The sequence below is a fragment of the Rickettsia endosymbiont of Polydrusus tereticollis genome, assembly GCF_964026385.1.
In the GTDB taxonomy this organism is placed as follows: Bacteria; Pseudomonadota; Alphaproteobacteria; order Rickettsiales; family Rickettsiaceae; genus Rickettsia.
Genome location: NZ_OZ032142.1, coordinates 1,944,435 through 1,967,631 on the forward strand (window position 1 = coordinate 1,944,435; position 23,197 = coordinate 1,967,631).

Sequence of the window (23,197 nt, forward strand, 5' to 3'; positions counted from 1 at the left end):
AAATGAAAAAAAATGAAAAAACAAGTTAAAAAATATAGTGCAGAAGAAAAAGCAAAAATAGCAATTGAAGCAATATCTGGAGAAATGACTATAGCTCAAATTACCAGCAAATATGGTGTTCACGCTAATCAGATTTATAAATGGAAGAAAGAAGCTTTAGATTTTATGGTTTCTGGATTTAAATCGAAATCTAAACAACAAGATACCGGCCAAGAAGATTTAATTAAATCATTATTTGAGCAAATAGGCCAGTTAACAGTTGAAAGAGACTGGCTTAAAAAAAAATCTAGTATCTTTGGATTTAGAGGTTAGGAAAAAAATGATAAGTTATGCTTCAAATTTAACCATAGCAAGACAATGCAAACTTTTAGATTTAAACCGCTCAAGTTACTACTACCGAGCTAGGAATACCTTAGATGATAAGGAGTATAGAGTACTGAACAGAATTGATGAGATTTTTACAGAGCATCCCTATTATGGTACTAGAAGAATGTCTCATGTCCTAAAATCCGAAGGGTTAAATGTTAGTCGTAAGATGATAAGAAAATATTATAAAATACTTGGTATTGAAGCAGTATACCCAAAGATTAATTTAAGCCGTAGGAATCAGGCTCATAAAGTATACCCATATCTATTAAATAATATAGAGGTGGTTTGCTCCAATCAAGTTTACTGTGCAGATATTACTTACATAAGATTAAAGCAAGGTTTTGTATATTTGGTTGCTATAATGGATTGGTATAGTCGTTATATTTTGAGTTGGCGGGTGTCGATTAGTTTAGAAAATGATTTTTGTATTGAAGCTCTAAATGAAGCAATATCTATACATGGCAAGCCTGACATTTTTAATACGGATCAAGGAGTACAATTTACATCAAAAGATTTTACTCAAATACTTGAGCAACAAGGCATAGCTATTAGTATGGACGGCAAAGGCAGAGCCTTAGATAATGTATTTATTGAACGTTTTTGGCGATCTTTGAAACAAGAGAAGATTTATCGTTTTGATCTTGAAACAGTACGTGAAGCAAAGATAGCTATCAGAGATTATATAGAATTTTATAATCAGCAAAGACCTCATCAATCGCTTGAATATAAGACACCTGAAATGATACATTTTGCAGAAAAACTAGAAAATTATCAAGAGGCTATATGACATAGAAAATGCAAACTTTACTTTGAAAAACCAATACATTAATACAGGAGAATTACACCTCTAAAATTTAAAAAATTTGTCTAGACAAAGGGTACCACCTCAGTTATCTTAGGACGTCAAAGCAGGATCAAGCAAAACATTCTTGGGCAATATTATCATTGTTAGTAAAACGTTTTCGCCAAGCTTGGCCAGAGGTAAAGATTATTTTTCGTGGTGATAGTGGATTTTGTCGTCATCAGATGTTTGATTGGTGTGATATTCATAATATAAAATATATTGTAGGAATGCCCCAAAATAACAGACTAAATGAGTTACTGAAACCTACAATGGAGAAGTCAAAAGCAGCATTTATTATAACCCAAGAAAAGCAACGTCTTTTTAGTGAGTTTCCATATAAGGCTGGTAGTTGGAGTCATGAACGTAGAATAATTGGTAAGGCAGAAATGACAATGCTTGGAGAAAATCCAAGGTATATAGTAACTAATTTATCAGATAAACCTGAAGATTTATACGACAAAGTTTACTGTGGTCGTGGTGATATGGAAAACCGTATAAAAGAGCAACAACTAGAATTATTTGCAGATCGTACTTCTTGTCATAGATGGTGGGCTAATCAGCTCAGAATGATTTTATCGGGTCTTGCATACACTTTAGTAGAATATATCAGAGGTAATTTATTACAAGGTAGTGCATTAGCAAAAGCACAAATAGGTACAATACGTTTAAAATTATTAAAAATTGGGGTAGTAATTATCCGTAATACTAGGCGTATTAAGTTTTTGTTATCTTCATCATATCCTTACCGACAGGTATGGAATCATGTGATGAAGAAATTAGCATTAGAATAACCTAGATTAGCACTGTTCCCGGTGCTTAGAAAAAATGGGGTAAGGGGCATTACATCTAAAATTTGAAAATAACGGCTTCAAAGCACTTTTTGGCAAAATTTTTACAAAAGTATCATTGCTAATATTATAAATTACTCAATTTCTTACTTTAAATCTCACTTCATGCAATATCCGGGCTAAGTTTTTATCTATCCTTTTTGAATACGAAGTAGAAGCTCGTCAGAGGAAAAAGATTCAAACTTATTTAAGAAAAGCTCATCTACCGGTAGGTAAATCTTTAGCTACTTTTGATTTTAGTCAGGTTCAAACTTTAAATAAAGCAAAAGTAGATGACCTAGCTTGTAATATTAGTTGGGTTAAGCGAGCCGAAAATTTATTAGTTTTTGGTCCATCCGGGGTAGGAAAAAGTCATTTAGTTGCTGCACTAGGGTATGCATTGGTAGAAAAAAATATCAGAGTACTCTTTACTTCCCCCACTAAGCTTGTTCAAAATCTGCAAGCCTCTCGTCGAGATTGTCGCCTTCCGGCAGAACTTGCTAAACTTGATAAATATGATGTTATTATCCTTGATGATATAGGATATGTACGTAAGGATGAAGCTGAAACGCATGTTTTGTTCGAACTGATTGCTCAGCGATATGAATCAGGGAGTCTTATTGTTACATCTAATCAGCCTTTTAGTGAATGGGATAGTATTTTTGCTACAAACTCTATGACTGTAGCAGCTATCGATAGGCTAATTCATCATTCTACGATTCTAGAAATTAATTCTGAAAGTTATAGGAAAAAACATGCTCTTAAACAAACTTAATACTTACAGAAAAACAATTATAAAATCAAGTATGACACAAATTTAACGTTGTTATATCTAGAATTTAAACTTAAGTAAATATTCCAATATTATAAAGCATTAACAAAAAGGAGGCTTATTTATGCAAACTTATCCACCCTCTTACCGGCAAAGTTAGCTGTCATCCCCAGGCAATAAATTTTGTCGTTGCATACCAATACTTCTCTTTAACCCGGATATTGCATGAAGTGAGATTTAAAGTAAGAAATTGAGTAATTTATAATATTAGCAATGATACTTTTGTAAAAATTTTGCCAAAAAGTGCTTTGAAGCCGTTATTTTCAAATTTTAGATGTAATGCCCCTTACCCCATTTTTTCTAAGCACCGGGAACAGTGCTAATCTAGGTTATTCTAATGCTAATTTCTTCATCACATGATTCCATACCTGTCGGTAAGGATATGATGAAGATAACAAAAACTTAATACGCCTAGTATTACGGATAATTACTACCCCAATTTTTAATAATTTTAAACGTATTGTACCTATTTGTGCTTTTGCTAATGCACTACCTTGTAATAAATTACCTCTGATATATTCTACTAAAGTGTATGCAAGACCCGATAAAATCATTCTGAGCTGATTAGCCCACCATCTATGACAAGAAGTACGATCTGCAAATAATTCTAGTTGTTGCTCTTTTATACGGTTTTCCATATCACCACGACCACAGTAAACTTTGTCGTATAAATCTTCAGGTTTATCTGATAAATTAGTTACTATATACCTTGGATTTTCTCCAAGCATTGTCATTTCTGCCTTACCAATTATTCTACGTTCATGACTCCAACTACCAGCCTTATATGGAAACTCACTAAAAAGACGTTGCTTTTCTTGGGTTATAATAAATGCTGCTTTTGACTTCTCCATTGTAGGTTTCAGTAACTCATTTAGTCTGTTATTTTGGGGCATTCCTACAATATATTTTATATTATGAATATCACACCAATCAAACATCTGATGACGACAAAATCCACTATCACCACGAAAAATAATCTTTACCTCTGGCCAAGCTTGGCGAAAACGTTTTACTAACAATGATAATATTGCCCAAGAATGTTTTGCTTGATCCTGCTTTGACGTCCTAAGATAACTAACTAACAGATGCTTTCCACAAAAAACATACAAAGGTAAAAAGCAATTATGACCGTAATAACCATGATAAAACTTACCTTCCTGTTGCCCATGAATTTCATCATCCGTAGCATCAAAATCAAGTATTAGCTGCTTTGGTACTATTTTATGAGACTTAATAAATTTATCAAGCATTAGTTCATGCACTTTAATTGCAAAGTGTCTATCAGCATTGTTTTCTATACGACATAAGGTAGAACTACTTGCCATATCATCAATTGTTTCCATAGCTGTTTGCATAGCAGGACATTTTCGTAGATAATTGTGGTCATTTAAATCTTCATAACCTAATGCAATACCATAAATTCGTTGCCTCAGCATTGTTGCCATATTATGGGTAATTTTACTACCATCTCGTCTATCAGGAAATATTTTAGCAAGCTCCTCTGTTATACCAAGCCTTTTATCTGCTTCTCTTAATAACAACACACCTCCATCGCTACTAATATCACCTCCAGTGAAATTTATCTCTATTGTCCGATTTTTTACTTTGGAAAACTGGTAACTATATGCTATACAATTTGTCATGACAAAATCCTTTGTATTATTCTAATGAAATACCAGTATTATACAGCTTTACGAGGATTTTGTCTCCTATATCTCATGCAATATCCGGGTTAAGCCACCACCAGTATTTATTAGGATGTCTTCTACAAGCAAATCTTGCTTGTCGCATCCACATCCAACGATCTAGTTGGATAAAAGTTCTTTTGGCTATAACTTTGTTAAAATAACTGCACCATCCCATTATTCTAGGATTAAGGTTTTCAATTATCCTATCAATTTCCCATGAGAAGCTTCTTTTCCATTCTATCATCATTCGCTTTTTGAATGATTTTATAGTATCTTTGGATGGTTTAACTAGTAGTGTTATACCTCTTCTTCTACTCTTGGTATTATATTGCCGGATATTAAATCCCAGAAAATCAAACCCTTCTTTAATATGAAGTATCTTAGTCTTTTCTTCTGATAATGCTAATCCTCTAATATTTAACCAATCGTTAATTATCTTCTTTGCTTTAATACAAGAGCTTTCAGATTTTGCACAAACTATAAAATCATCAGCATATTTTACTAAAGCATATTCAGATTTTGGATGGAGATGATCATATTTATCATAAGTTATGTTAAGTATGTCTTCCATTCCATGAAGAGCTGTATTTAAAAGTAAGGGACTTATTACTCCCCCTTGAGGAGTTCCAACTGTTGTTTTGGTGAATTGATATTCTTCCATCACGCCAGATTTAAGCCATGCTTTAATCCAATTTCGTGCTGGAAAATGTAAAGCTAATCTACCAAGAAATACTACGCTAGTAGTAGATGAAGCAGGAATGGTAGGTAATAGTGATTATTTAGAATTATTAAAAGTAGCAAGGAGTAATAATTGTAATTTGATACTGGCTGGAGATGAGAGACAACTCACTTCCGTTGAGCGAGGAGGAATGTTTGCAGTATTGGCTAGTAAATTTGGCTCATATGAGTTAAGTAGCATTAGAAGACAAAATAAAGTATGGGCAAGAGAAATGGCTTCATGCTTTGCAAAATCAGATATTGCCGGTGGTCTGCGGTTACTAGAACAGCATAAATGTTTAAAGATTGATCATACGCTAGAAGAATCAATGGCAAGATTAATTAATGATTGGAGTAACAGCAAATTTGCTCTAAATGAGCGTTTAATAATTACCATGCGTAATGTTGAAGTAGATAGTATTAATCAAGGGATCAGGGAGTTATTAAAAGCTAAAGGCTTGCTTACCGGTAAAGAATATAGACACTATCTATCATCTGAAAAGCACGAAGATTATATGGCAGGAGATCGTATTTTGTTTAAAAGTACTAATAAAGATTTACAAATAGAAAATGGTGAATTTGCAACGATAACTTCAGTAAGTAACGATAGATTGATAGCTAAAACAGATAGCGGAAAAGAAATAGAATTTAATCCTCAAGATGTAAGCTTTAAACATGGCTATGCTTCTACAGTGTATAAAGCACAAGGAGCATCAATTAAAGATGTCTATGTATTACATAATCTAGCAGGAAATAGCAGAAATTCTTATGTAGCCATGACTAGACATATAGAAGAGGTAAAACTTTACTATAATAGGAAGGCTACCAGGAATATGGCCAGTTTAATATCGCAACTTAGCAAAATAGATAATAGGCTATCTAGCATTAATTTTAAAACTTTAGAAGAGTTGCTAGCAGTTCAGGAAAGCAAGAGTCCTAATATTATAGATAAAGTAGGTAATTGGTTTAAAGGGGTAGTAGAAGATATTAAGGATAGATTACACAGTAATGATAACTATTACCACTTAAGAGTGAAGTTAGAGCACCTGCTAAAGTAGCAGAAATCCTAAGAAGCACTAGCACAAATCTTGCCACAAGCCATAAAGCCCAAGAAGAGCGAAAAAGCTCTTCTTATAACCTCAAGAATTGTAATAAACAAGATACAACAATAAGTGTTAAATTACAAGAGGATATTATGGCAAAGAATAAAATAGATTATAATGCTATTAATAAACAAGAAGCATTGGAATTGAAGCAAAGATTATCATTTAAAGCGGAAGAAATAGGTAGAAATTTGCTAGGTAGTCCAAATAAGCATTTATCAAATAGTCAAGTGTTACGCTGGGAGAAAGATGGCAAAATAGTGATGAGGATAGGCGGCAGTAAAGCTGGCAGATGGTATGATTTTAGTAAAGGAGAGGGAGGAGATTTATTTACCTTAGTACAAAGAGAAAAAAATTGTGATTTTGTAGAAGCTAAGAAATATTTACAAGATATGGTTGGTATATCAAACAATAGCAAGTTATTAGAAGATAAGATAAAAGAGCAATTTGACCAAAAAGTTAAGAATCAAGATCAACAAGCGAAATATGCTGAAATATCTAAGATAAAGAGAGCTGAAGAATTATATGAAAAATCAGATTCTATAATCTATATGACGCCAAATAATATAGCAAAAAAATATTTATTAGAACATCGTGGAATTAAAAAAATATTAACAGGATATCAATAATGATCTTAGAACCAATATGATGTGGGACAGTAATAGCAAACAATATTATCCTGCATTAATTGCTTTTGCTAGAAATAAAGATGGTAATATTACCGGTGGACAATCAATTTATTTAAACAAAGAAACAAATAATAAAGCTGATATTGAGGTTAATAAACGTTCTTTTGGCAGAATCAGAGGTTCTTTTGTTGAGATTAGTAAAAATAATGAACAGCAGAACATACCAAACAGTAAAGATGGCAACAATTCAGCAAGTAATGTAACGATTATAGCAGAGGGGCTCGAGACAACTTTAAGCATTGCAGAAGCTGGTATTAAGGGCAAAATGCTTTGTAGTTTAGGTGTAAGTAACATCAGGAACTATGAGCCTATCAAAGGTGAGAGAATAATAATTGCTGCTGATAATGATGGCAAAGATGCAGTATCAGTTAATACTGTAATTAAGGCTCAGGAAGAATTAATTAGGCAAGGAGCGACGGTAGCAATAATACGACCACCAGAAAAAGGCGATTTTAATGATATGTTAAAATCCCAAGGAGCAGAATCTATAGACAAGCTTATAGAGCCTGAAATAATAAAATTAACAGCAGCTAGTAAGGCAACAGAACTTAAATCATCCTTAAAAGCAAATGATAATAGCAAATCACAAATTAAGTCTATAGAATTACTATTTTCAAAATTTGCAAATAACGATAATAACGGACTAAATAATTTGCAACAACAGCAAATAACAGCTCTAGCCAAGTTTGGCACAGCAGAAAATATCGATACTGCTTTACAAATCTACAGAGAAAAAGGTATAGATTCTTGTACTGCTTATAGTAACAAGATTTGCATAGCAGCAATAGAGCAGAAGATACAGAAAGATTTACAAATTATGCAGAATAAATTTGATCCTAATTATAATCTTGGTGATAAAAAATTTTCTGATATAGTAGTACATGATTTTCAAGGCAAAAGCCATCTCGTCCCTGAAGATTACTTAAATGCCATAGGAAGAGATAAACAAGTAATGCAATATATAAGTCCAAGCTCAGAAATAGCTAAAGAAATAAGAAGTGCAGTAAAGCAAGTATCTGAGATCAAGCTAAATCAAGGAATAAGAGTTTAGAGTGTAGTGTAATAATATTTTATCAAGTTAAAAAATATAAATATATGAGTGAACAAGGAAACCTGCTGGGTGATCCAGATAAAGGCACGAAGAAAGCTAAGCATGATAAGATATTTCGTAAGGCACTGGAGAATCCTCTAGTCGCCCATGAGTTCTTTAATGCACATTTGCCCCCAAATATTAAAAGTTTAATAGATTTTCCTAGTTTAGCAATGGAAAATACCACTTTTGTAGAAAGCTCTTTAAAAGATTCTATCTCTGATGTTTTATTCTCATGCAAATTTGATAAACAAGACGGATACTTATTTTTGCTTGTAGAACATCAATCAAAAGCAGATCATTTTATGGCTTTTAGGCTTTTTAAATATATGATTAATATTTGTGAGCGATATTTAATACAAAATCCTAAAGCTAAGACTTTACCATTAATATACCCGATGATATTTTACAATGGTCAGGAGAAATATAATGTTGCAAGGAATTTGTGGGATTTATTTGCCAATAACAAATTAGCAAGAGAATTATGGATTAGTGATTACCAGTTAGTGAATGTCCATGAAATACCAGATGAAGAGTTTAAACAAAGGATATGGTCGGGGATATTAGAATTTTTTCTCAAGCATATACATGAGAGGGAATTATTAAAAAGATGGCAAGAAATATCAGATATATTACCGGAATTAACAAAAATAACGATAGGTTATGATTATCTAGAAATGATATTATATTATACATTGACGAAGATAGAGCAAGCTGATAAAATAAAACTAGAGAATTTATTATCAACAAAGTTGAATCCGGAAATAGGAACAAGGCTTATGAGAAGTTTAGCAGAGCATTGGCAACAAGAAGGTAAAGAAATAGGTATTCTTGAAGGTTTACAAGTTGGTGAAGCTCAAGGTATCCAAATTGGTAAAGCTAAAGGTATCCAAATTGGTGAAGCTAAAGGTATCCAAATTGGAAAAGCTGAAGGAAAAGCTGAAGGAAAAGCTGAAGGAAAAGCTGAAGGAAAAGCTGAAGGAAAAGCTGAAGGGGAATATAATAAAGCAGTAGAGGTAGCAAAGAAGATGTTATCCCAAGGTTGTAATATTGCTTTAATTTCTAGTGTAACCGGTCTTGATGAAGCTTTTATTAGTTCTTTAGAGTAAACATATTTCTTGTAAAATTTACTCTGCTGTTTGAAAAATCATTTATAAAAATTCTGAAATAACAGAAAAGTTTTTTATACACAGCTTACCTCTAAAACTCGTAATACTAAATTAGCGATTTAAAGGGGCATTATAATAGGATTTTTCTTTATAAGGTATTCCCCTCCATCAAACAATTGAAATCTTTTAAAAATGCCATTAAAATGGTTTTTATATTTTTGCATTGAAATCAAGTTGTAAGTTCATTTGTAATTTAGTAATTGGGAAATTACCCGCAAGTTTTACATAACAGGTAAGATCTTCTAGATTCATAATTTCAGATGGCATTACTAATAACTTCCTTTTCTCTAAACTGTGCATATTTACTCCATCACGCATAGAGTTAGCACCATAAGAGAGATTCTCTTGAGTTTCGATTATTTCTTGCTCACCAAGCATTAAAGCTGATTTATGTGCTGTTTGTTGATCGCTTACTCGAAAGATAAATTTACTGCCAAATAGATCAAGCATTGAAGCTGCTCCTGCATGACCATATATCTCCTCTAATTGATGAATGTTTTGCATACCTGCAACAACGCAGCCACCATATTTCCTGCTTTCAGCTAAAGCTATAGGGAGTGAAGATATCTTGTGTAAAGCTGGCAGCTCATCAATCACAAACCACATATTACTATGAGTATTATTGATATTCCTATTCATTAATGCTTTTATCGCTATGCTAATCCATGCAGCAATAAGTGGTCGAAGCATTACTCGTTGATTAGGAGTACTAGTTATAAATAACCAACCTTTGTCCGCAGTAAACCACTTTCTAATACTAAAACTACCATCAGGCTTTAAATGTTGCAGAGCTTCAATATTTTTACTAACAGTTGCTTGAATACCGGACGAAGTCTCAGGGGCACTACTGCTAATTATACCGGCTACTGCACTGTTTTTAAAGATCCTAACAAATTCTTTATTATTTGCATAAAGAATAGTATTTATTAGCTTTTTGATGTCTTTACTATCCTGATATAATCTTAATCCTTCAGCTAATACTAGCTCAGCACTTTTAGCAAAAAAATCATCTAATTTTGGATTATAATTACTAAAACTACTGGCTATATCATTATAATCCCAAATTTCATGACAATCATTCCATGGTAGCCATGCTGAACTATTCTCTTGCAAAGGATTAAGTATCTTATCACATTTGGGATCAAAAAATCTATCAGTAAAGCTACCTGTTAAATCAACAATAATTGCTCTACCTCGCTCTTTTCTAATCTGAGGTAATAGCTCATTTAACATATTAGTTTTACCACTACCTGTAGTACCGGTAATAAGAATATGTCTTCTCTCACTATCTTTAACCAATGGTAATCCAGAAAAGCAAATATTAGCAGCTTGTTTATTTTTATAAAGCATTTTTGCTAAAGTTTTAGCTTCCACAAAATCTGCTCCCCTAATCTTATCTTGGATAACAGCTTTTTTACCTCGATACATAAAAAAGATGATAGCAGTAAATATTCCAACAGTAAAAGTAATAATACCTTCTTGCCAAGCTGAATGCAATAAAAATTGCCCAATTTCATTAATATTATGTGAATGCGGTGTAACATGCCAAAATTTATGCACAAATTCTTCAGCATTACGGTAAACCCAAGCTTTTTGCTCTAAATAATAGAATTTAATACCTATTTGATCTATAGGATAAAAATACTGTCCTATGACAAGTTTTAATTGTACGTATCGCTCTATGATAAAATAATATAGACTTATCAAAGATAATTTCTGAAATACTCGCCATATTAGCCAAGATACAGTAAATACCAATCCAACTATTAAAGCATTAATACTGCCTTGCCCAAGCATTCTCATCTGATGAGCAAAGATTTGTGAACCACGAGTAAAATTATTTTGATTTTGTGGTTGCATAGAATTATAAATTATCTTGCATTATCTTTAATTTTTCTTCAAACTCACCAGCCATAAGATCATTACCTAATTTTCTTAAAACTTTAATTATTGCTGTATATTCTTCTATAAGATTAGGTTTGTATTTAAGAGCTAAGTGAAAATTTTCTTTAGCTTCTTTTTGTTTGCCTAAATTAACTAAAACAATGCCTTTTTCTAAGTAACTTTCAGCATAATCAGATTTATGATCAATAGCTAAATCATAGCTCTTAATTGCATCTTGATATTTACCTAATTTTCTAAAAGATGTACCTTTGTTAGAATATGCCGCTGCAAAATTTGGTTTGTATTTAATAGCTAAGTCAAAATTTTTAATAGCTTCTTGCTGTTTACCTAATATACTGAATATACACCCTTTTAAATTATATGCATCTTCATTGTCACGCAGTATTGGCTAGTAAATTTGGCTCATATGAGTTAAGTAGCATTAGAAGACAAAATAAAGTATGGGCAAAAGAAATGGCTTCATGCTTTGCAAAATCAGATATTGCTGGTGGCCTGCGGTTACTAGAACAGCATAAATGTTTAAAGATTGATCATACGCTAGAAGAATCAATGGCAAGATTAATTAATGATTGGAGTAACAGCAAATTTGCTCTAAATGAGCGTTTAATAATTACCATGCGTAATGTTGAAGTAGATAGTATTAATCAAGGGATCAGGGAGTTATTAAAAGCTAAAGGCTTGCTTACCGGTAAAGAATATAGACACTATCTATCATCTGAAAAGCACGAAGATTATATGGCAGGAGATCGTATTTTGTTTAAAAGTACTAATAAAGATTTACAAATAGAAAATGGTGAATTTGCAACGATAACTTCAGTAAGTAACGATAGATTGATAGCTAAAACAGATAGCGGAAAAGAAATAGAATTTAATCCTCAAGATGTAAGCTTTAAACATGGCTATGCTTCTACAGTGTATAAAGCACAAGGAGCATCAATTAAAGATGTCTATGTATTACATAATCTAGCAGGAAATAGCAGAAATTCTTATGTAGCCATGACTAGACATATAGAAGAGGTAAAACTTTACTATAATAGGAAGGCTACCAGGAATATGGCCAGTTTAATATCGCAACTTAGCAAAATAGATAATAGGCTATCTAGCATTAATTTTAAAACTTTAGAAGAGTTGCTAGCAGTTCAGGAAAGCAAGAGTCCTAATATTATAGATAAAGTAGGTAATTGGTTTAAAGGGGTAGTAGAAGATATTAAGGATAGATTACACAGTAATGATAACTATTACCACTTAAGAGTGAAGTTAGAGCCACCTGCTAAAGTAGCAGAAATCCTAAGAAGCACTAGCACAAATCTTGCCACAAGCCATAAAGCCCAAGAAGAGCGAAAAAGCTCTTCTTATAACCTCAAGAATTGTAATAAACAAGATACAACAATAAGTGTTAAATTACAAGAGGATATTATGGCAAAGAATAAAATAGATTATAATGCTATTAATAAACAAGAAGCATTGGAATTGAAGCAAAGATTATCATTTAAAGCGGAAGAAATAGGTAGAAATTTGCTAGGTAGTCCAAATAAGCATTTATCAAATAGTCAAGTGTTACGCTGGGAGAAAGATGGCAAAATAGTGATGAGGATAGGCGGCAGTAAAGCTGGCAGATGGTATGATTTTAGTAAAGGAGAGGGAGGAGATTTATTTACCTTAGTACAAAGAGAAAAAAATTGTGATTTTGTAGAAGCTAAGAAATATTTACAAGATATGGTTGGTATATCAAACAATAGCAAGTTATTAGAAGATAAGATAAAAGAGCAATTTGACCAAAAAGTTAAGAATCAAGATCAACAAGCGAAATATGCTGAAATATCTAAGATAAAGAGAGCTGAAGAATTATATGAAAAATCAGATTCTATAATCTATATGACGCCAAATAATATAGCAAAAAAATATTTATTAGAACATCAATGTTGCAAGGAATTTGTGGGATTTGTTCGCTAATAACAAATTAGCAAGAGAATTATGGATTAGTGATTACCAGTTAGTGAATGTCCATGAAATTCCTGACGAAGAGTTTAAACAAAGGATATGGTCAGGGATATTAGAATTTTTTCTCAAACATATACATGAGAGAGAGTTGTTAAAAAGATGGCAAGAAATATCAGATATATTACCGGAATTAACAAAAATAACGATAGGCTATGATTATCTAGAAATGATATTATATTATACATTGACGAAGATAGAGCAAGCTGATAAAATAAGACTAGAGAATTTATTATCAACAAAGTTGAATCCGGAAATAGGAACAAGGCTTATGAGAAGTTTAGCACAGCATTGGCAACAAGAAGGAAAAGAACTAGGTATTCTTGAAGGCTTACAAGTTGGTGAAGCTCAAGGTATCCAGATTGGTGAAGCTAAAGGTATCCAAATTGGAAAAGCTGAAGGGGAATATAATAAAGCAGTAGAGGTAGCAAAGAAAATGTTAGCTCAAGGTTGTAATGTTTCTTTAATTTCTAGTGTAACTGGTCTTGATGAAGCTTTTATTAGTTCTTTAGAGTAAACATATTTCTTGTAAAATTTACTCTGCTGTTTGAAAAATCATTTATAAAAATTCTGAAATAACAAAAAAGTTTTTTATACGCAGCTTACCTCTAAAACTCGTAATACTAAATTAGCGATTTAAAGGGGCATTATAATAGGATTTTTCTTTATAAGGTAAATCCCCGTATCCATTCAGCAGTGTGGTTCAAGAGACAAGAGATAGCAGATTTTGGAATGGGTTTAGTTGTTGTTGTTTGCAAGTTAAATACAAAGAAATTATCCGCTCTAGGAAAATATTTCCTCGCTCAGATTGAGTGAAGTATGAGTTTTTGCGATAGACCACGTAATGCCTGATTTGCCTTTCAGCATGGTTATTAGTCAATGGAATATTCATTGGGTCATCTAAAAATTTCCACATCATATTTTCTACTTTTATAATATTCTTTGCCAGTGACCGTTCACGGATAATATAAAAAATAAAAGAAAATAGGAGTTAAAAAAGTAAATAGAATTGTATAGAAATAGATAGGAAAAAAAAAGCAGCAATATTAATGAATAACCTTGATCGAATTATAGAGTTAGAAAAGCTAGTAGAATTATTAGAAGTAACCAATCAACGGCTTTTACAAGAAAATAAAGAATTAAAGATTAAGTTAATAGAGTTGGAAGATAGGCTAAATAAGAACTCTAGCAACTCGGGTCTTCCTAGTTCTAAAGATATATACCGGATAGAGAAGAAGACAAAGCCAAAGAGCGATAAAAATCCTGGTGGTCAAATAGGTCATAAACATAATGCTTATGAAATAAAAGCATCAAATATCAACGTTGATATTATACCTGAAGAAGAGAGTTGTAAATGCGGCGGTTCATTGCTATTAGAAGAAAAATATAGAACCCATCAAAAGATAGAAATTCCTATTATCCAGCCTGTTGTTACGGAATATAGGTTGTATAGGAAAGTATGCACTTTATGTAATAGAAGATATAAAACAAAACTTGATAATTACCGATTATTAGGGAAAAACGCAGAAAGTATAATTAGCTCTTTAAGTGGATTCTTTAATAATAGTAAGAGAGAAGTACAATCAATATTAAAGCAAATATTTAACCTTGATATTAGTCTTGGCTTAATCTCTAATACGGAGAACAGAATATCAGTTAAGTTAGAAGACAAATATAATGAATTATTGAATAAAATCGAAGAGAGCAGTTACCTACATTTAGACGAGACAAGTTCTAATAATAAAGGCAATAAACATTGGTGTTGGGTAGCTACGAACAAAGCTTTGACGGTATTTAAGCTAGCTAATTCAAGAGGGCAGAAGGTATTAAAAAGTTTTTTACCGGAATATGAAGGCAAAGTAATAAGCGACAGATATGCGGTTTATAATATATTTGACAACCGCAAACGTCAAATATGTTTAGCTCACTTGCGTAGAGATTTTAAAAGATTCGCTCATAGTCAGAATGCCTTACTTGCTAAAATTGGTTCAGACCTACTTTAACTGATACGATATTTAGGGAGTCAGTCATATAATTTGTGTAAGTTGAAAAAAAACAGATAAAGAATTACTGTAAAAAATAACAACTTAAATAAAGGAAAATATGGCTAAAAAATTAGAACAAGATACAGCAAAAACAAATATAAATAATGAACTAGTAGAAGAGTTATTATCTCAAGCTAATCCCTCTGAGCTTTTTGGTAAGGATGGGTTGTTTCAGCAATTAAAGAAGCGTTTAGAGGAAAGAATATTAGAAAGTGAACTAAATCATGAATTAGGATATTCTAGGCATAGCAAAGTAGCAAAGATAGATAGCAATCGTAGGAATGGTACAACAGAAAAAACAATAATAGACGAGAGTGGTCAAAAAATAGTAATTGATGTACCACGAGATAGAGATAGTGAGTTTGCACCTCAGCTAATTCCGAAAGGAGTTAGAAGATTTTCCGGATTTGATGATACGGTTATTTCTCTCTACGCTCGAGGTATGACTATGAGTGAGATAAAATCACATTTAGAAGAAATCTACCATACAGAAGTTTCCAAGGAGCTTATCTCTACCATTACCGATGGAGTAATGGAAGATGTAATAAGATGGCAAGCTCGAGCATTAGATAGGATATATCCGATTGTTTATTTAGACTGTATAATGGTAAAAGCAAGAGATAATAATATGGTTATAAATAAAGCTGTTTACCTTGCTATTGCAGTTAATACAGAAGGTAAGAAAGAGTTGCTTGGTATTTGGATTAGCAAAAATGAAGGTGCAAAATTTTGGATGCAAGTTGTAACCGAGCTAAAAAATCGAGGTATAGAACAAATTTATGTAGCATGTATTGATGGGCTTAAAGGCTTTAGAGATGCCATAAACAGTATCTTTCCAAATACTACAGTACAACTTTGTATCGTGCATATGGTTCGTAATTCTGTAAAATATGTTTCTTATAAAGATCTTAAAGAAGTAACGGCTGACTTAAAACAAATCTATACAGCAAATAATGAGAGCATGGCAAATTTAGCATTAGAAGAGTTTGCTAAAAAATGGGATAGCAAATATCCGGTTATTTCTGATATATGGAAACGTAATTGGACTGGAATAGTGCCTTTTTTTGCCTTTCCGGAAGAAATTAGAAGGGTCATCTATACTACTAATACGATTGAATCGGTAAATCGTCAAATCCGTAAAATTATCAAAAATAAGGGAGTTTTTCCAGACGATAAATCTATTTGTTTCCCGCCAGTTTTTGCCGTTCATTGTTTTAGTTTCCCAAAGCATCGGACAAGATAACTTTAAATCACCGGGGGTATTAACTATAATCCCGTCAATATGTCCGGCAATTCTACTATCCGCTACCTTAAAACCAAACTGCTTACCTTCTTCGTTTTTGGTAACAAGCTCAAACCCCGCAAGGCTTAACCAATTAATAGCTAGCTCCTCGAATAAATGCCCTGCTGCAAAAATACGTATAAGGAAAATGTACAACAATAAATTACCTAAAGTTGAAATACACGAAGCAGCAAGAAGATTAATTGAATTCGTGAAAATTATTATGGAGGTACAAATGCGATTAGAAAAAGAGAAAGAAAATAATAAAGCCTAGTTGACTTTTTCGGGGAGTTGTATAAAACCACAAGTGGAATAGCTGCAAAGCTTTTCTGGGGTGTAGTAGCCTCCAAACAACAAGCGGGATAGACCAACCGTTAAACTGGTCTAATCCTCGACTTTGTCAAGGTCGGGGTGATAATAGTTATGTTCAGGGTCTAAGGTGAAAACTTTAAACCTAAAAGCTATTATAGCTGTCTTAGGCGGTTTTTCTAACTCCCCGACCACCTTAGGTTGATAAAATCTTTGGTGGTTAAAATTTAAGCAACTTAAATTAATGGGGATAAACCAATATGACCAATCAAAATAATCAATCTACTAAATTAAACTCATCAACTCCAAAATTTATACTACCGGCTTCCAAAGCAATAATTTTTCTTAAGCCTCTTGCGAGTCCCATAAGTTACAAACGCCGACAAAGCCTCATCACTAACTACTGCCAGCAAAAGAATTTCACCATATTACCATATTAAAAGGTGATATATTACCACATTGTCACGAGCCGTTAATTACAAAAGAAACATTTAAAGCATGCGAGGCGGTTAGGATGGGATGGAATAAAAAACCTTTTCAATATAGGGGTAAAGAATATTTATTTAGAGGAATACTTAAATGTGGGGTTACCGGTAAATTAGTTACTGCCGACACAAAAACTAAAAAATATAAAAATGGTGAAGTAGCAGAATGGACATATTTACGTACCTGGAACCCTGATGACCCAACAAAAATTATGTGGGTTAAAGAGGATGATGTAATAAAGCAAGTAGAAGACATACTAAAAGGATTAAAGATTAAAGACCCTAAAATTTTAAAGCAAACCACAGATTATTTGAAAGGGATAAATCATGGTAAAGCATATGAGCATAATAGAGAAATAGCAGAGTTAAAAGAAGAACATACGAAAATACAAAATAAGCTTGATTCATATATGGATTTAGTAGCTGACGGCGGGGGGTTTAACAAGAGAAGAGTTTTTACGTAAGAAAACACAGTTAAAAGAGCGTCAATATGAATTAAGCGAGTTAATTAAAAGCTATGACACAGTAGATGACAAACTTTCCAAAAAGCTTCTAGATTTTATAAATGTCATGACAAATGCATATGAGACATTTAACCCGGATATTGCATGAAGTGAGATTTAAAGTAAGAAATTGAGTAATTTATAATATTAGCAATGATACTTTTGTAAAAATTTTGCCAAAAAGTGCTTTGAAGCCGTTATTTTCAAATTTTAGATGTAATGCCCCTTACCCCATTTTTTCTAAGCACCGGGAACAGTGCTAATCTAGGTTATTCTAATGCTAATTTCTTCATCACATGACCATACCTGTCGGTAAGGATATGATGAAGATAACAAAAACTTAATACGCCTAGTATTACGGATAATTACTACCCCAATTTTTAATAATTTTAAACGTATTGTACCTATTTGTGCTTTTGCTAATGCACTACCTTGTAATAAATTACCTCTGATATATTCTACTAAAGTGTATGCAAGACCCGATAAAATCATTCTGAGCTGATTAGCCCACCATCTATGACAAGAAGTACGATCTGCAAATAATTCTAGTTGTTGCTCTTTTATACGGTTTTCCATATCACCACGACCACAGTAAACTTTGTCGTATAAATCTTCAGGTTTATCTGATAAATTAGTTACTATATACCTTGGATTTTCTCCAAGCATTGTCATTTCTGCCTTACCAATTATTCTACGTTCATGACTCCAACTACCAGCCTTATATGGAAACTCACTAAAAAGACGTTGCTTTTCTTGGGTTATAATAAATGCTGCTTTTGACTTCTCCATTGTAGGTTTCAGTAACTCATTTAGTCTGTTATTTTGGGGCATTCCTACAATATATTTTATATTATGAATATCACACCAATCAAACATCTGATGACGACAAAATCCACTATCACCACGAAAAATAATCTTTACCTCTGGCCAAGCTTGGCGAAAACGTTTTACTAACAATGATAATATTGCCCAAGAATGTTTTGCTTGATCCTGCTTTGACGTCCTAAGATAACTAACTAACAGATGCTTTCCACAAAAAACATACAAAGGTAAAAAGCAATTATGACCGTAATAACCATGATAAAACTTACCTTCCTGTTGCCCATGAATTTCATCATCCGTAGCATCAAAATCAAGTATTAGCTGCTTTGGTACTATTTTATGAGACTTAATAAATTTATCAAGCATTAGTTCATGCACTTTAATTGCAAAGTGTCTATCAGCATTGTTTTCTATACGACATAAGGTAGAACTACTTGCCATATCATCAATTGTTTCCATAGCTGTTTGCATAGCAGGACATTTTCGTAGATAATTGTGGTCATTTAAATCTTCATAACCTAATGCAATACCATAAATTCGTTGCCTCAGCATTGTTGCCATATTATGGGTAATTTTACTACCATCTCGTCTATCAGGAAATATTTTAGCAAGCTCCTCTGTTATACCAAGCCTTTTATCTGCTTCTCTTAATAACAACACACCTCCATCGCTACTAATATCACCTCCAGTGAAATTTATCTCTATTGTCCGATTTTTTACTTTGGAAAACTGGTAACTATATGCTATACAATTTGTCATGACAAAATCCTTTGTATTATTCTAATGAAATACCAGTATTATACAGCTTTACGAGGATTTTGTCTCCTATATCTCATGCAATATCCGGGTTAAAGGTTCGACGATTGCCGAAAAACGTGAATTTTTGAATTTTGTATTTGCGAACCTAACATTGAAGGGCGGCAAGGTGCATTACTCTCTGGCTTTCCCGTTCTCAGAACTTGAAAAAGTAGCGAATTGTACGGAATGGCTCCCCGGGCCGGATTCGAACCAGCGACCTAACGGTTAACAGCCGTTTGCTCTACCGCTGAGCTACCGAGGAATATATTAGCCTTATTGATAATTTTAGTGATTTGATATTTTAAGGTCAGGTTTCTTATAACAAATCTTTTTGCTGCGGTCTAGAATTTTCTTTATGAAAAGCTAAAATAAATTTGTTGATTGATAATTTTTTAATTTAAATTGGTATGTTGATTTACTTGTACATTCATAACCAGCCCGAAACCGATTAACATCGAAGCCATCATTGTTCCGCCGTAAGAAATAAATGGCAGCGGTACTCCTACTACCGGCAATAACCCCATAACCATTGCCATATTGATAAATACATGACTAAATAAAATTGAGGTTATACCTATTACCGTTAATTTACCGAAAATAGAACGGCTATTAATAGCAATTATTAATGAGATAACTATAACCGCAGAATATAAAAGTAATAGGAAAATCCCGCCTATAAAACCAAATTCCTCAGCATATGTCGCAAAAATAAAATCTGTTTGATGTTCGGGTAAAAAATCTAAGTGACTTTGACTGCCTTGGTTTAGTCCTTGCCCAAAACCTCCTCCCGAACCTATCGCGATTTTTGATTGAATGATATTATAACCGGCACCGAGCGGTTCCTTTTCTGGGTCAAGAAATACCATTACTCGTTTTTTTTGATAATCATGCATTATATGCCACATTACCGGTATACAAGCAAATACAATAAGACCGATTATTACAAAATTTCTTATTCTAAACCCAACCGCAAAAAATATAATACCGGTAATAATTATATTTATAATGCCGGTACCAAGGTCAGGTTCTTTGATTATTAATAGTACCGGTATAATTACTGCAATAATCGGTACTAAAATTTTATGTATTTTTGTCAAATCTTCAAATTTTAATTGGTGAAAATAACGAGCTAACATTAATATTATTGCAAGCTTTATAGGTTCAGAAGGTTGTAAACGGATGATTCCCAGATCAATCCAACGTTTTGCTCCCATCGATACCGAACCGAAAAGCTCGACGCTTAATAATAAAGCTAATACTAAAAAATAGAATATATAGGAAAACCTAAATATTAATTTTAAGTCAAGTGTGGCAATTAGGATAGATAAAGGCAAAAATATACAAAAATTTACTATTTGCTTATATGCCCAAGGTTGGAGATTGCTATTTGATGCCGAATAAAGAACTATAAACCCTATAATACAAATTACAGTAATAAGCGAAATTAAAGTAAGGGGGAGTTTTTTAAATTGTTCTAAATAATTTCTTTGCATTTGTCGGATGGTTTAAATTTACGATTATGATAAAAAAGCATTCATACCCCGGTATGTTATTCTAGCTCAGTATTGCCTCGGGCGTGTTGCTTGGCTCTAAAAAAGTGCTATATGTCATTCCCGCGAAGGCGGGAATCCAGGCTTTTTTTGTCATGCTGAACAAGTTTTGCGCATCTCATTAATATATCCTGAAATAAATTCAGGATGACTATAATTTTTCTGGATTCCCGCCTACGCGGGAATGACATCAAAAATTCGAGCTATGCAACAATGCCAATGCCTCGTGGAAGTAACATTAATAATTTGAGTCATGTAAGCATTACCTATCAAGCAGTGATTCAAATTCTTTTACTACTGCTTGATAAAGCTTACGTTTAAAAGGAATTATAATAGAAAATAATTCATCAAATGATGCCCAACGCCACTGCTCAAATTCAGGGTTACTAGTATTAACGTTAATGTCTTCGTTAGTACCGGTAAATCTAATTAAAAACCATCTTTGTTTTTGACCTCGAAAATTACCGTCCCATAATTTCGGTATTAGAAATGCCGGCACATCATAGCTATACCAGCATTTACTTTCAGCAATAATATGCCCTTTATCGCTGCCGATTTCTTCTAGCATTTCCCGCAATGCTGCAACGCTTGAGGTTTCTCCAGGTACTATACCACCTTGAGGCATTTGCCATGCTGCCACTTTAGTATCTACTCTTTTACCGACAAATATTTTATTTTCAGTATTTATTATCATCATTCCTACCCCGGGTCTATAAGGTAGTTTACGATATTCTTGAGAAAGAAAATTTTTCATTATCTTAAATTTATATTAAACCAATTTTACTACTTTATTTTTTCCTGATGTTTTTGCCATATACATCGCTTTATCTGAACGCTCGATAAAATCAGTGACAGATTCTCCTTTTTTATATTCCGTTACACCGATAGAAATAGTTTTGTGTATAGGTTCCGGCTGTCCTTCAATCTGAAAATCCATACATTCAATTTTTACTCTAATTCTTTCTGCCGTATGTATTGCTTGCTCCATATTCATATCACTTAAAAGAACGGTAAACTCTTCTCCGCCAAATCTGGCAATTAAATCAGTTACTCTAAAAGTATTTTTCAAAACACGGGTAACTATTTTTAAAACCGTATCTCCCGCTTGGTGACCGTAACTATCGTTAACATGCTTAAAATCATCAACGTCGCACATAAGTAAATGCAAACTAATTTCACCTTCGTTAGCTTTTTCTATCATTTGCTTTATATGTATATCGAAATAACGCCGATTAAATAAGCCCGTTAAACCGTCTTTGGCTGCTAAATTTACACTTTGTTCAAGGTCATTGCGTAAATTATCTTGATATTGTTTTCTGCGAAGTTGTGTTCTAATCCTTGCGAGTAACTCATTTTCTTCAATAGGGTAAATAAAATAATCGTTAATTCCGAGTTCCATTCCTTTCATAACTATAGGTAAATTTTCTTCATCGACTAGTAAAATTAGTACCACTCCGCTTATTTCCGGTTTGCCTCTTAACACTACGCTCACTCTTAACGGATCTTCATTTTCGAGCGTACTGCTAATAATTACTAAATCAGGAATATATTCCGGTGTAGCTTCAAGTTCTAGGGACTCGCTTATTACTCGGACATTCGGAGAAATTTTTAGTAACATTTGTTTGATATTTCTAGCCTGTACTATATCATCATTAATTAATAAGATTTTTTTATCGTTAAAAGTATCCTGCATTTCTATAGCCGGACTACCCAATAAAGCATTTGTATCATTCCGAAGCTTTAATTCGTCAATTAATGCTTTCATTCTCGATAGGGACTTAAGCCTTACGAAAAGAGCAGTATCGTTTATAGGTTTGGTCAAAAATTCATCTGCCCCCGCCTCTAAACCGGTGACACGATCCTCTACCTCCGAAAGTGCCGTTACCATAACTACCGGTATATGAGTAGTCTCAGGATTCGCTTTTATCTGCCTGCATACCTCAAAACCATCCATCTCGGGCATCATAACATCAAGCAATACCACATCGATTTTATCCTTTTCAAGTATACTTAATGCCTCCTTACCGCTAATTGCGGTAAAGACCGTATAGTACTCGTTTAAAAGCTTTGCTTTTAATAATTTAATATTTGTCTCTATATCGTCTACTACTAATATATTTGCCGTCATAAATTTTACAAAACCCAAATGTTAAAATAGTATTATTTAAAATA

The 23,197-nt window shown here is 33.0% G+C and carries 18 protein-coding genes, 1 tRNA gene and 3 pseudogenes; 12 read left to right on the forward strand and 10 right to left on the reverse strand.

Annotated elements, in window-relative coordinates:
* Positions 1 to 12: 12 nt before the first annotated feature.
* The 4 genes from AAGD48_RS09420 to istB all read left to right on the forward strand — a co-directional run bounded on the left by AAGD48_RS09420 (position 13) and on the right by istB (position 2,815).
* The gene (locus tag AAGD48_RS09420; protein ID WP_045812944.1) at positions 13 to 312 is read left to right on the forward strand and encodes a transposase; all 300 of its coding nucleotides are present in this window, start codon (positions 13 to 15) and stop codon (positions 310 to 312) included.
* A 7-nt stretch (positions 313 to 319) separates the two neighbouring features.
* Positions 320 to 1,156 carry an IS3 family transposase gene (locus tag AAGD48_RS09425; RefSeq protein ID WP_341789327.1) on the forward strand — a complete coding sequence of 279 codons (837 nt, stop codon included), beginning with the start codon at positions 320 to 322 and terminating at the stop codon, positions 1,154 to 1,156.
* Positions 1,157 to 1,314: 158 nt separating this feature from the next.
* Positions 1,315 to 2,004 carry an IS1380 family transposase gene (locus AAGD48_RS09430; RefSeq protein WP_341789735.1) on the forward strand — a complete coding sequence of 230 codons (690 nt, stop codon included), beginning with the start codon at positions 1,315 to 1,317 and terminating at the stop codon, positions 2,002 to 2,004.
* Between the two features lie 169 nt (positions 2,005 to 2,173).
* Positions 2,174 to 2,815 (forward strand): IS21-like element helper ATPase IstB, encoded by a 642-nt coding sequence (istB, locus tag AAGD48_RS09435; RefSeq protein ID WP_341790786.1) that lies wholly within the window; start codon positions 2,174 to 2,176, stop codon positions 2,813 to 2,815.
* 386 nt (positions 2,816 to 3,201) lie between these two features.
* On the opposite strand, the gene AAGD48_RS09440 is transcribed toward istB, so the two are convergent.
* Positions 3,202 to 4,515 (reverse strand): IS1380 family transposase, encoded by a 1,314-nt coding sequence (locus AAGD48_RS09440; protein ID WP_341789277.1) that lies wholly within the window; start codon positions 4,513 to 4,515, stop codon positions 3,202 to 3,204.
* A gap of 73 nt (positions 4,516 to 4,588) precedes the next feature.
* A complete protein-coding gene (locus AAGD48_RS09445) occupies positions 4,589 to 5,221 on the reverse strand; it encodes a reverse transcriptase domain-containing protein (protein ID WP_341789812.1) in 633 nt (210 codons plus the stop codon).
* A 49-nt stretch (positions 5,222 to 5,270) separates the two neighbouring features.
* Between AAGD48_RS09445 and AAGD48_RS09450 the strand changes: the two are divergent.
* Positions 5,271 to 8,120: pseudogene (locus AAGD48_RS09450) on the forward strand (AAA family ATPase); the annotation flags it as partial.
* Between the two features lie 44 nt (positions 8,121 to 8,164).
* Complete coding sequence (locus tag AAGD48_RS09455) at positions 8,165 to 9,268, forward strand: Rpn family recombination-promoting nuclease/putative transposase (protein ID WP_341789813.1); 1,104 nt, start codon at positions 8,165 to 8,167, stop codon at positions 9,266 to 9,268.
* 210 nt (positions 9,269 to 9,478) lie between these two features.
* On the opposite strand, the gene AAGD48_RS09460 is transcribed toward AAGD48_RS09455, so the two are convergent.
* Together AAGD48_RS09460 and AAGD48_RS09465 are read right to left on the reverse strand one after the other, a co-directional pair.
* A complete protein-coding gene (locus AAGD48_RS09460; RefSeq protein ID WP_341789814.1) occupies positions 9,479 to 11,188 on the reverse strand; it encodes a type IV secretion system DNA-binding domain-containing protein in 1,710 nt (569 codons plus the stop codon).
* Between the two features lie 4 nt (positions 11,189 to 11,192).
* Positions 11,193 to 11,618, reverse strand: a complete 426-nt coding sequence (locus AAGD48_RS09465) for a tetratricopeptide repeat protein (protein WP_341790787.1) — start codon at positions 11,616 to 11,618, stop codon at positions 11,193 to 11,195.
* Here AAGD48_RS09465 and AAGD48_RS09470 point away from each other — a divergent pair.
* Entirely contained in the window at positions 11,618 to 13,186 is a 1,569-nt protein-coding gene (locus AAGD48_RS09470; protein ID WP_341789815.1) for a hypothetical protein, read from the forward strand. The genes AAGD48_RS09465 and AAGD48_RS09470 overlap by 1 nt on opposite strands.
* Positions 13,152 to 13,748, forward strand: a pseudogene (locus tag AAGD48_RS09475) (Rpn family recombination-promoting nuclease/putative transposase); the annotation flags it as partial. The gene AAGD48_RS09470 and the pseudogene AAGD48_RS09475, both read left to right, overlap by 35 nt.
* Positions 13,749 to 13,934: 186 nt before the next feature.
* Here the strand turns inward: AAGD48_RS09475 and AAGD48_RS09480 are convergent.
* Positions 13,935 to 14,156 (reverse strand): annotated as a pseudogene (locus tag AAGD48_RS09480) (IS66 family transposase); the annotation flags it as partial.
* Between the two features lie 124 nt (positions 14,157 to 14,280).
* Here AAGD48_RS09480 and AAGD48_RS09485 point away from each other — a divergent pair.
* The 4 genes from AAGD48_RS09485 to AAGD48_RS09500 all read left to right on the forward strand — a co-directional run bounded on the left by AAGD48_RS09485 (position 14,281) and on the right by AAGD48_RS09500 (position 17,816).
* Positions 14,281 to 15,234 carry an IS66 family transposase gene (locus AAGD48_RS09485; RefSeq protein WP_341789816.1) on the forward strand — a complete coding sequence of 318 codons (954 nt, stop codon included), beginning with the start codon at positions 14,281 to 14,283 and terminating at the stop codon, positions 15,232 to 15,234.
* 100 nt (positions 15,235 to 15,334) lie between these two features.
* Positions 15,335 to 16,519 carry an IS256 family transposase gene (locus tag AAGD48_RS09490; protein WP_341789817.1) on the forward strand — a complete coding sequence of 395 codons (1,185 nt, stop codon included), beginning with the start codon at positions 15,335 to 15,337 and terminating at the stop codon, positions 16,517 to 16,519.
* 187 nt (positions 16,520 to 16,706) lie between these two features.
* On the forward strand, positions 16,707 to 16,832 hold the full coding sequence (locus tag AAGD48_RS09495) for a hypothetical protein (protein ID WP_341789818.1): 126 nt from the start codon (positions 16,707 to 16,709) through the stop codon (positions 16,830 to 16,832).
* Positions 16,833 to 17,381: 549 nt separating this feature from the next.
* Positions 17,382 to 17,816: a hypothetical protein gene (locus AAGD48_RS09500; protein ID WP_341789819.1), complete on the forward strand. Its 435-nt coding sequence runs from the start codon at positions 17,382 to 17,384 to the stop codon at positions 17,814 to 17,816.
* 303 nt (positions 17,817 to 18,119) lie between these two features.
* Here AAGD48_RS09500 and AAGD48_RS09505 read toward each other — a convergent pair whose 3' ends face one another.
* The 5 genes from AAGD48_RS09505 to AAGD48_RS09525 form a co-directional block, all read right to left on the reverse strand.
* A complete protein-coding gene (locus AAGD48_RS09505; protein WP_341789820.1) occupies positions 18,120 to 19,436 on the reverse strand; it encodes an IS1380 family transposase in 1,317 nt (438 codons plus the stop codon).
* A 226-nt stretch (positions 19,437 to 19,662) separates the two neighbouring features.
* Positions 19,663 to 19,737 (reverse strand) — tRNA-Asn (locus AAGD48_RS09510).
* A 130-nt stretch (positions 19,738 to 19,867) separates the two neighbouring features.
* A complete protein-coding gene (gene rodA / locus AAGD48_RS09515; protein WP_341789821.1) occupies positions 19,868 to 20,968 on the reverse strand; it encodes a rod shape-determining protein RodA in 1,101 nt (366 codons plus the stop codon).
* Positions 20,969 to 21,287: 319 nt separating this feature from the next.
* Complete coding sequence (locus AAGD48_RS09520; protein ID WP_341789822.1) at positions 21,288 to 21,779, reverse strand: RNA pyrophosphohydrolase; 492 nt, start codon at positions 21,777 to 21,779, stop codon at positions 21,288 to 21,290.
* Positions 21,780 to 21,794: 15 nt separating this feature from the next.
* Entirely contained in the window at positions 21,795 to 23,153 is a 1,359-nt protein-coding gene (locus tag AAGD48_RS09525) for a PleD family two-component system response regulator (protein WP_341789823.1), read from the reverse strand.
* Positions 23,154 to 23,197 lie beyond the last annotated feature (44 nt).

Bases quoted from the DNA above. Each gene is read 5' to 3' on its own strand.
- AAGD48_RS09420 (WP_045812944.1), top strand. From the start codon at position 13: ATGAAAAAACAAGTTAAAAAATATAGTGCAGAAGAAAAAGCAAAAATA.
- AAGD48_RS09425 (WP_341789327.1), top strand. From the start codon at position 320: ATGATAAGTTATGCTTCAAATTTAACCATAGCAAGACAATGCAAACTT.
- AAGD48_RS09440 (WP_341789277.1), bottom strand. From the start codon at position 4,515: ATGACAAATTGTATAGCATATAGTTACCAGTTTTCCAAAGTAAAAAAT.
- AAGD48_RS09445 (WP_341789812.1), bottom strand. From the start codon at position 5,221: ATGGAAGAATATCAATTCACCAAAACAACAGTTGGAACTCCTCAAGGG.
- AAGD48_RS09455 (WP_341789813.1), top strand. From the start codon at position 8,165: ATGAGTGAACAAGGAAACCTGCTGGGTGATCCAGATAAAGGCACGAAG.
- AAGD48_RS09460 (WP_341789814.1), bottom strand. From the start codon at position 11,188: ATGCAACCACAAAATCAAAATAATTTTACTCGTGGTTCACAAATCTTT.
- AAGD48_RS09485 (WP_341789816.1), top strand. From the start codon at position 14,281: ATGAATAACCTTGATCGAATTATAGAGTTAGAAAAGCTAGTAGAATTA.
- AAGD48_RS09490 (WP_341789817.1), top strand. From the start codon at position 15,335: ATGGCTAAAAAATTAGAACAAGATACAGCAAAAACAAATATAAATAAT.
- AAGD48_RS09495 (WP_341789818.1), top strand. From the start codon at position 16,707: ATGTACAACAATAAATTACCTAAAGTTGAAATACACGAAGCAGCAAGA.
- AAGD48_RS09500 (WP_341789819.1), top strand. From the start codon at position 17,382: ATGGGATGGAATAAAAAACCTTTTCAATATAGGGGTAAAGAATATTTA.
- AAGD48_RS09505 (WP_341789820.1), bottom strand. From the start codon at position 19,436: ATGACAAATTGTATAGCATATAGTTACCAGTTTTCCAAAGTAAAAAAT.
- rodA (WP_341789821.1), bottom strand. From the start codon at position 20,968: ATGCAAAGAAATTATTTAGAACAATTTAAAAAACTCCCCCTTACTTTA.
- AAGD48_RS09520 (WP_341789822.1), bottom strand. From the start codon at position 21,779: ATGAAAAATTTTCTTTCTCAAGAATATCGTAAACTACCTTATAGACCC.
- AAGD48_RS09525 (WP_341789823.1), bottom strand. From the start codon at position 23,153: ATGACGGCAAATATATTAGTAGTAGACGATATAGAGACAAATATTAAA.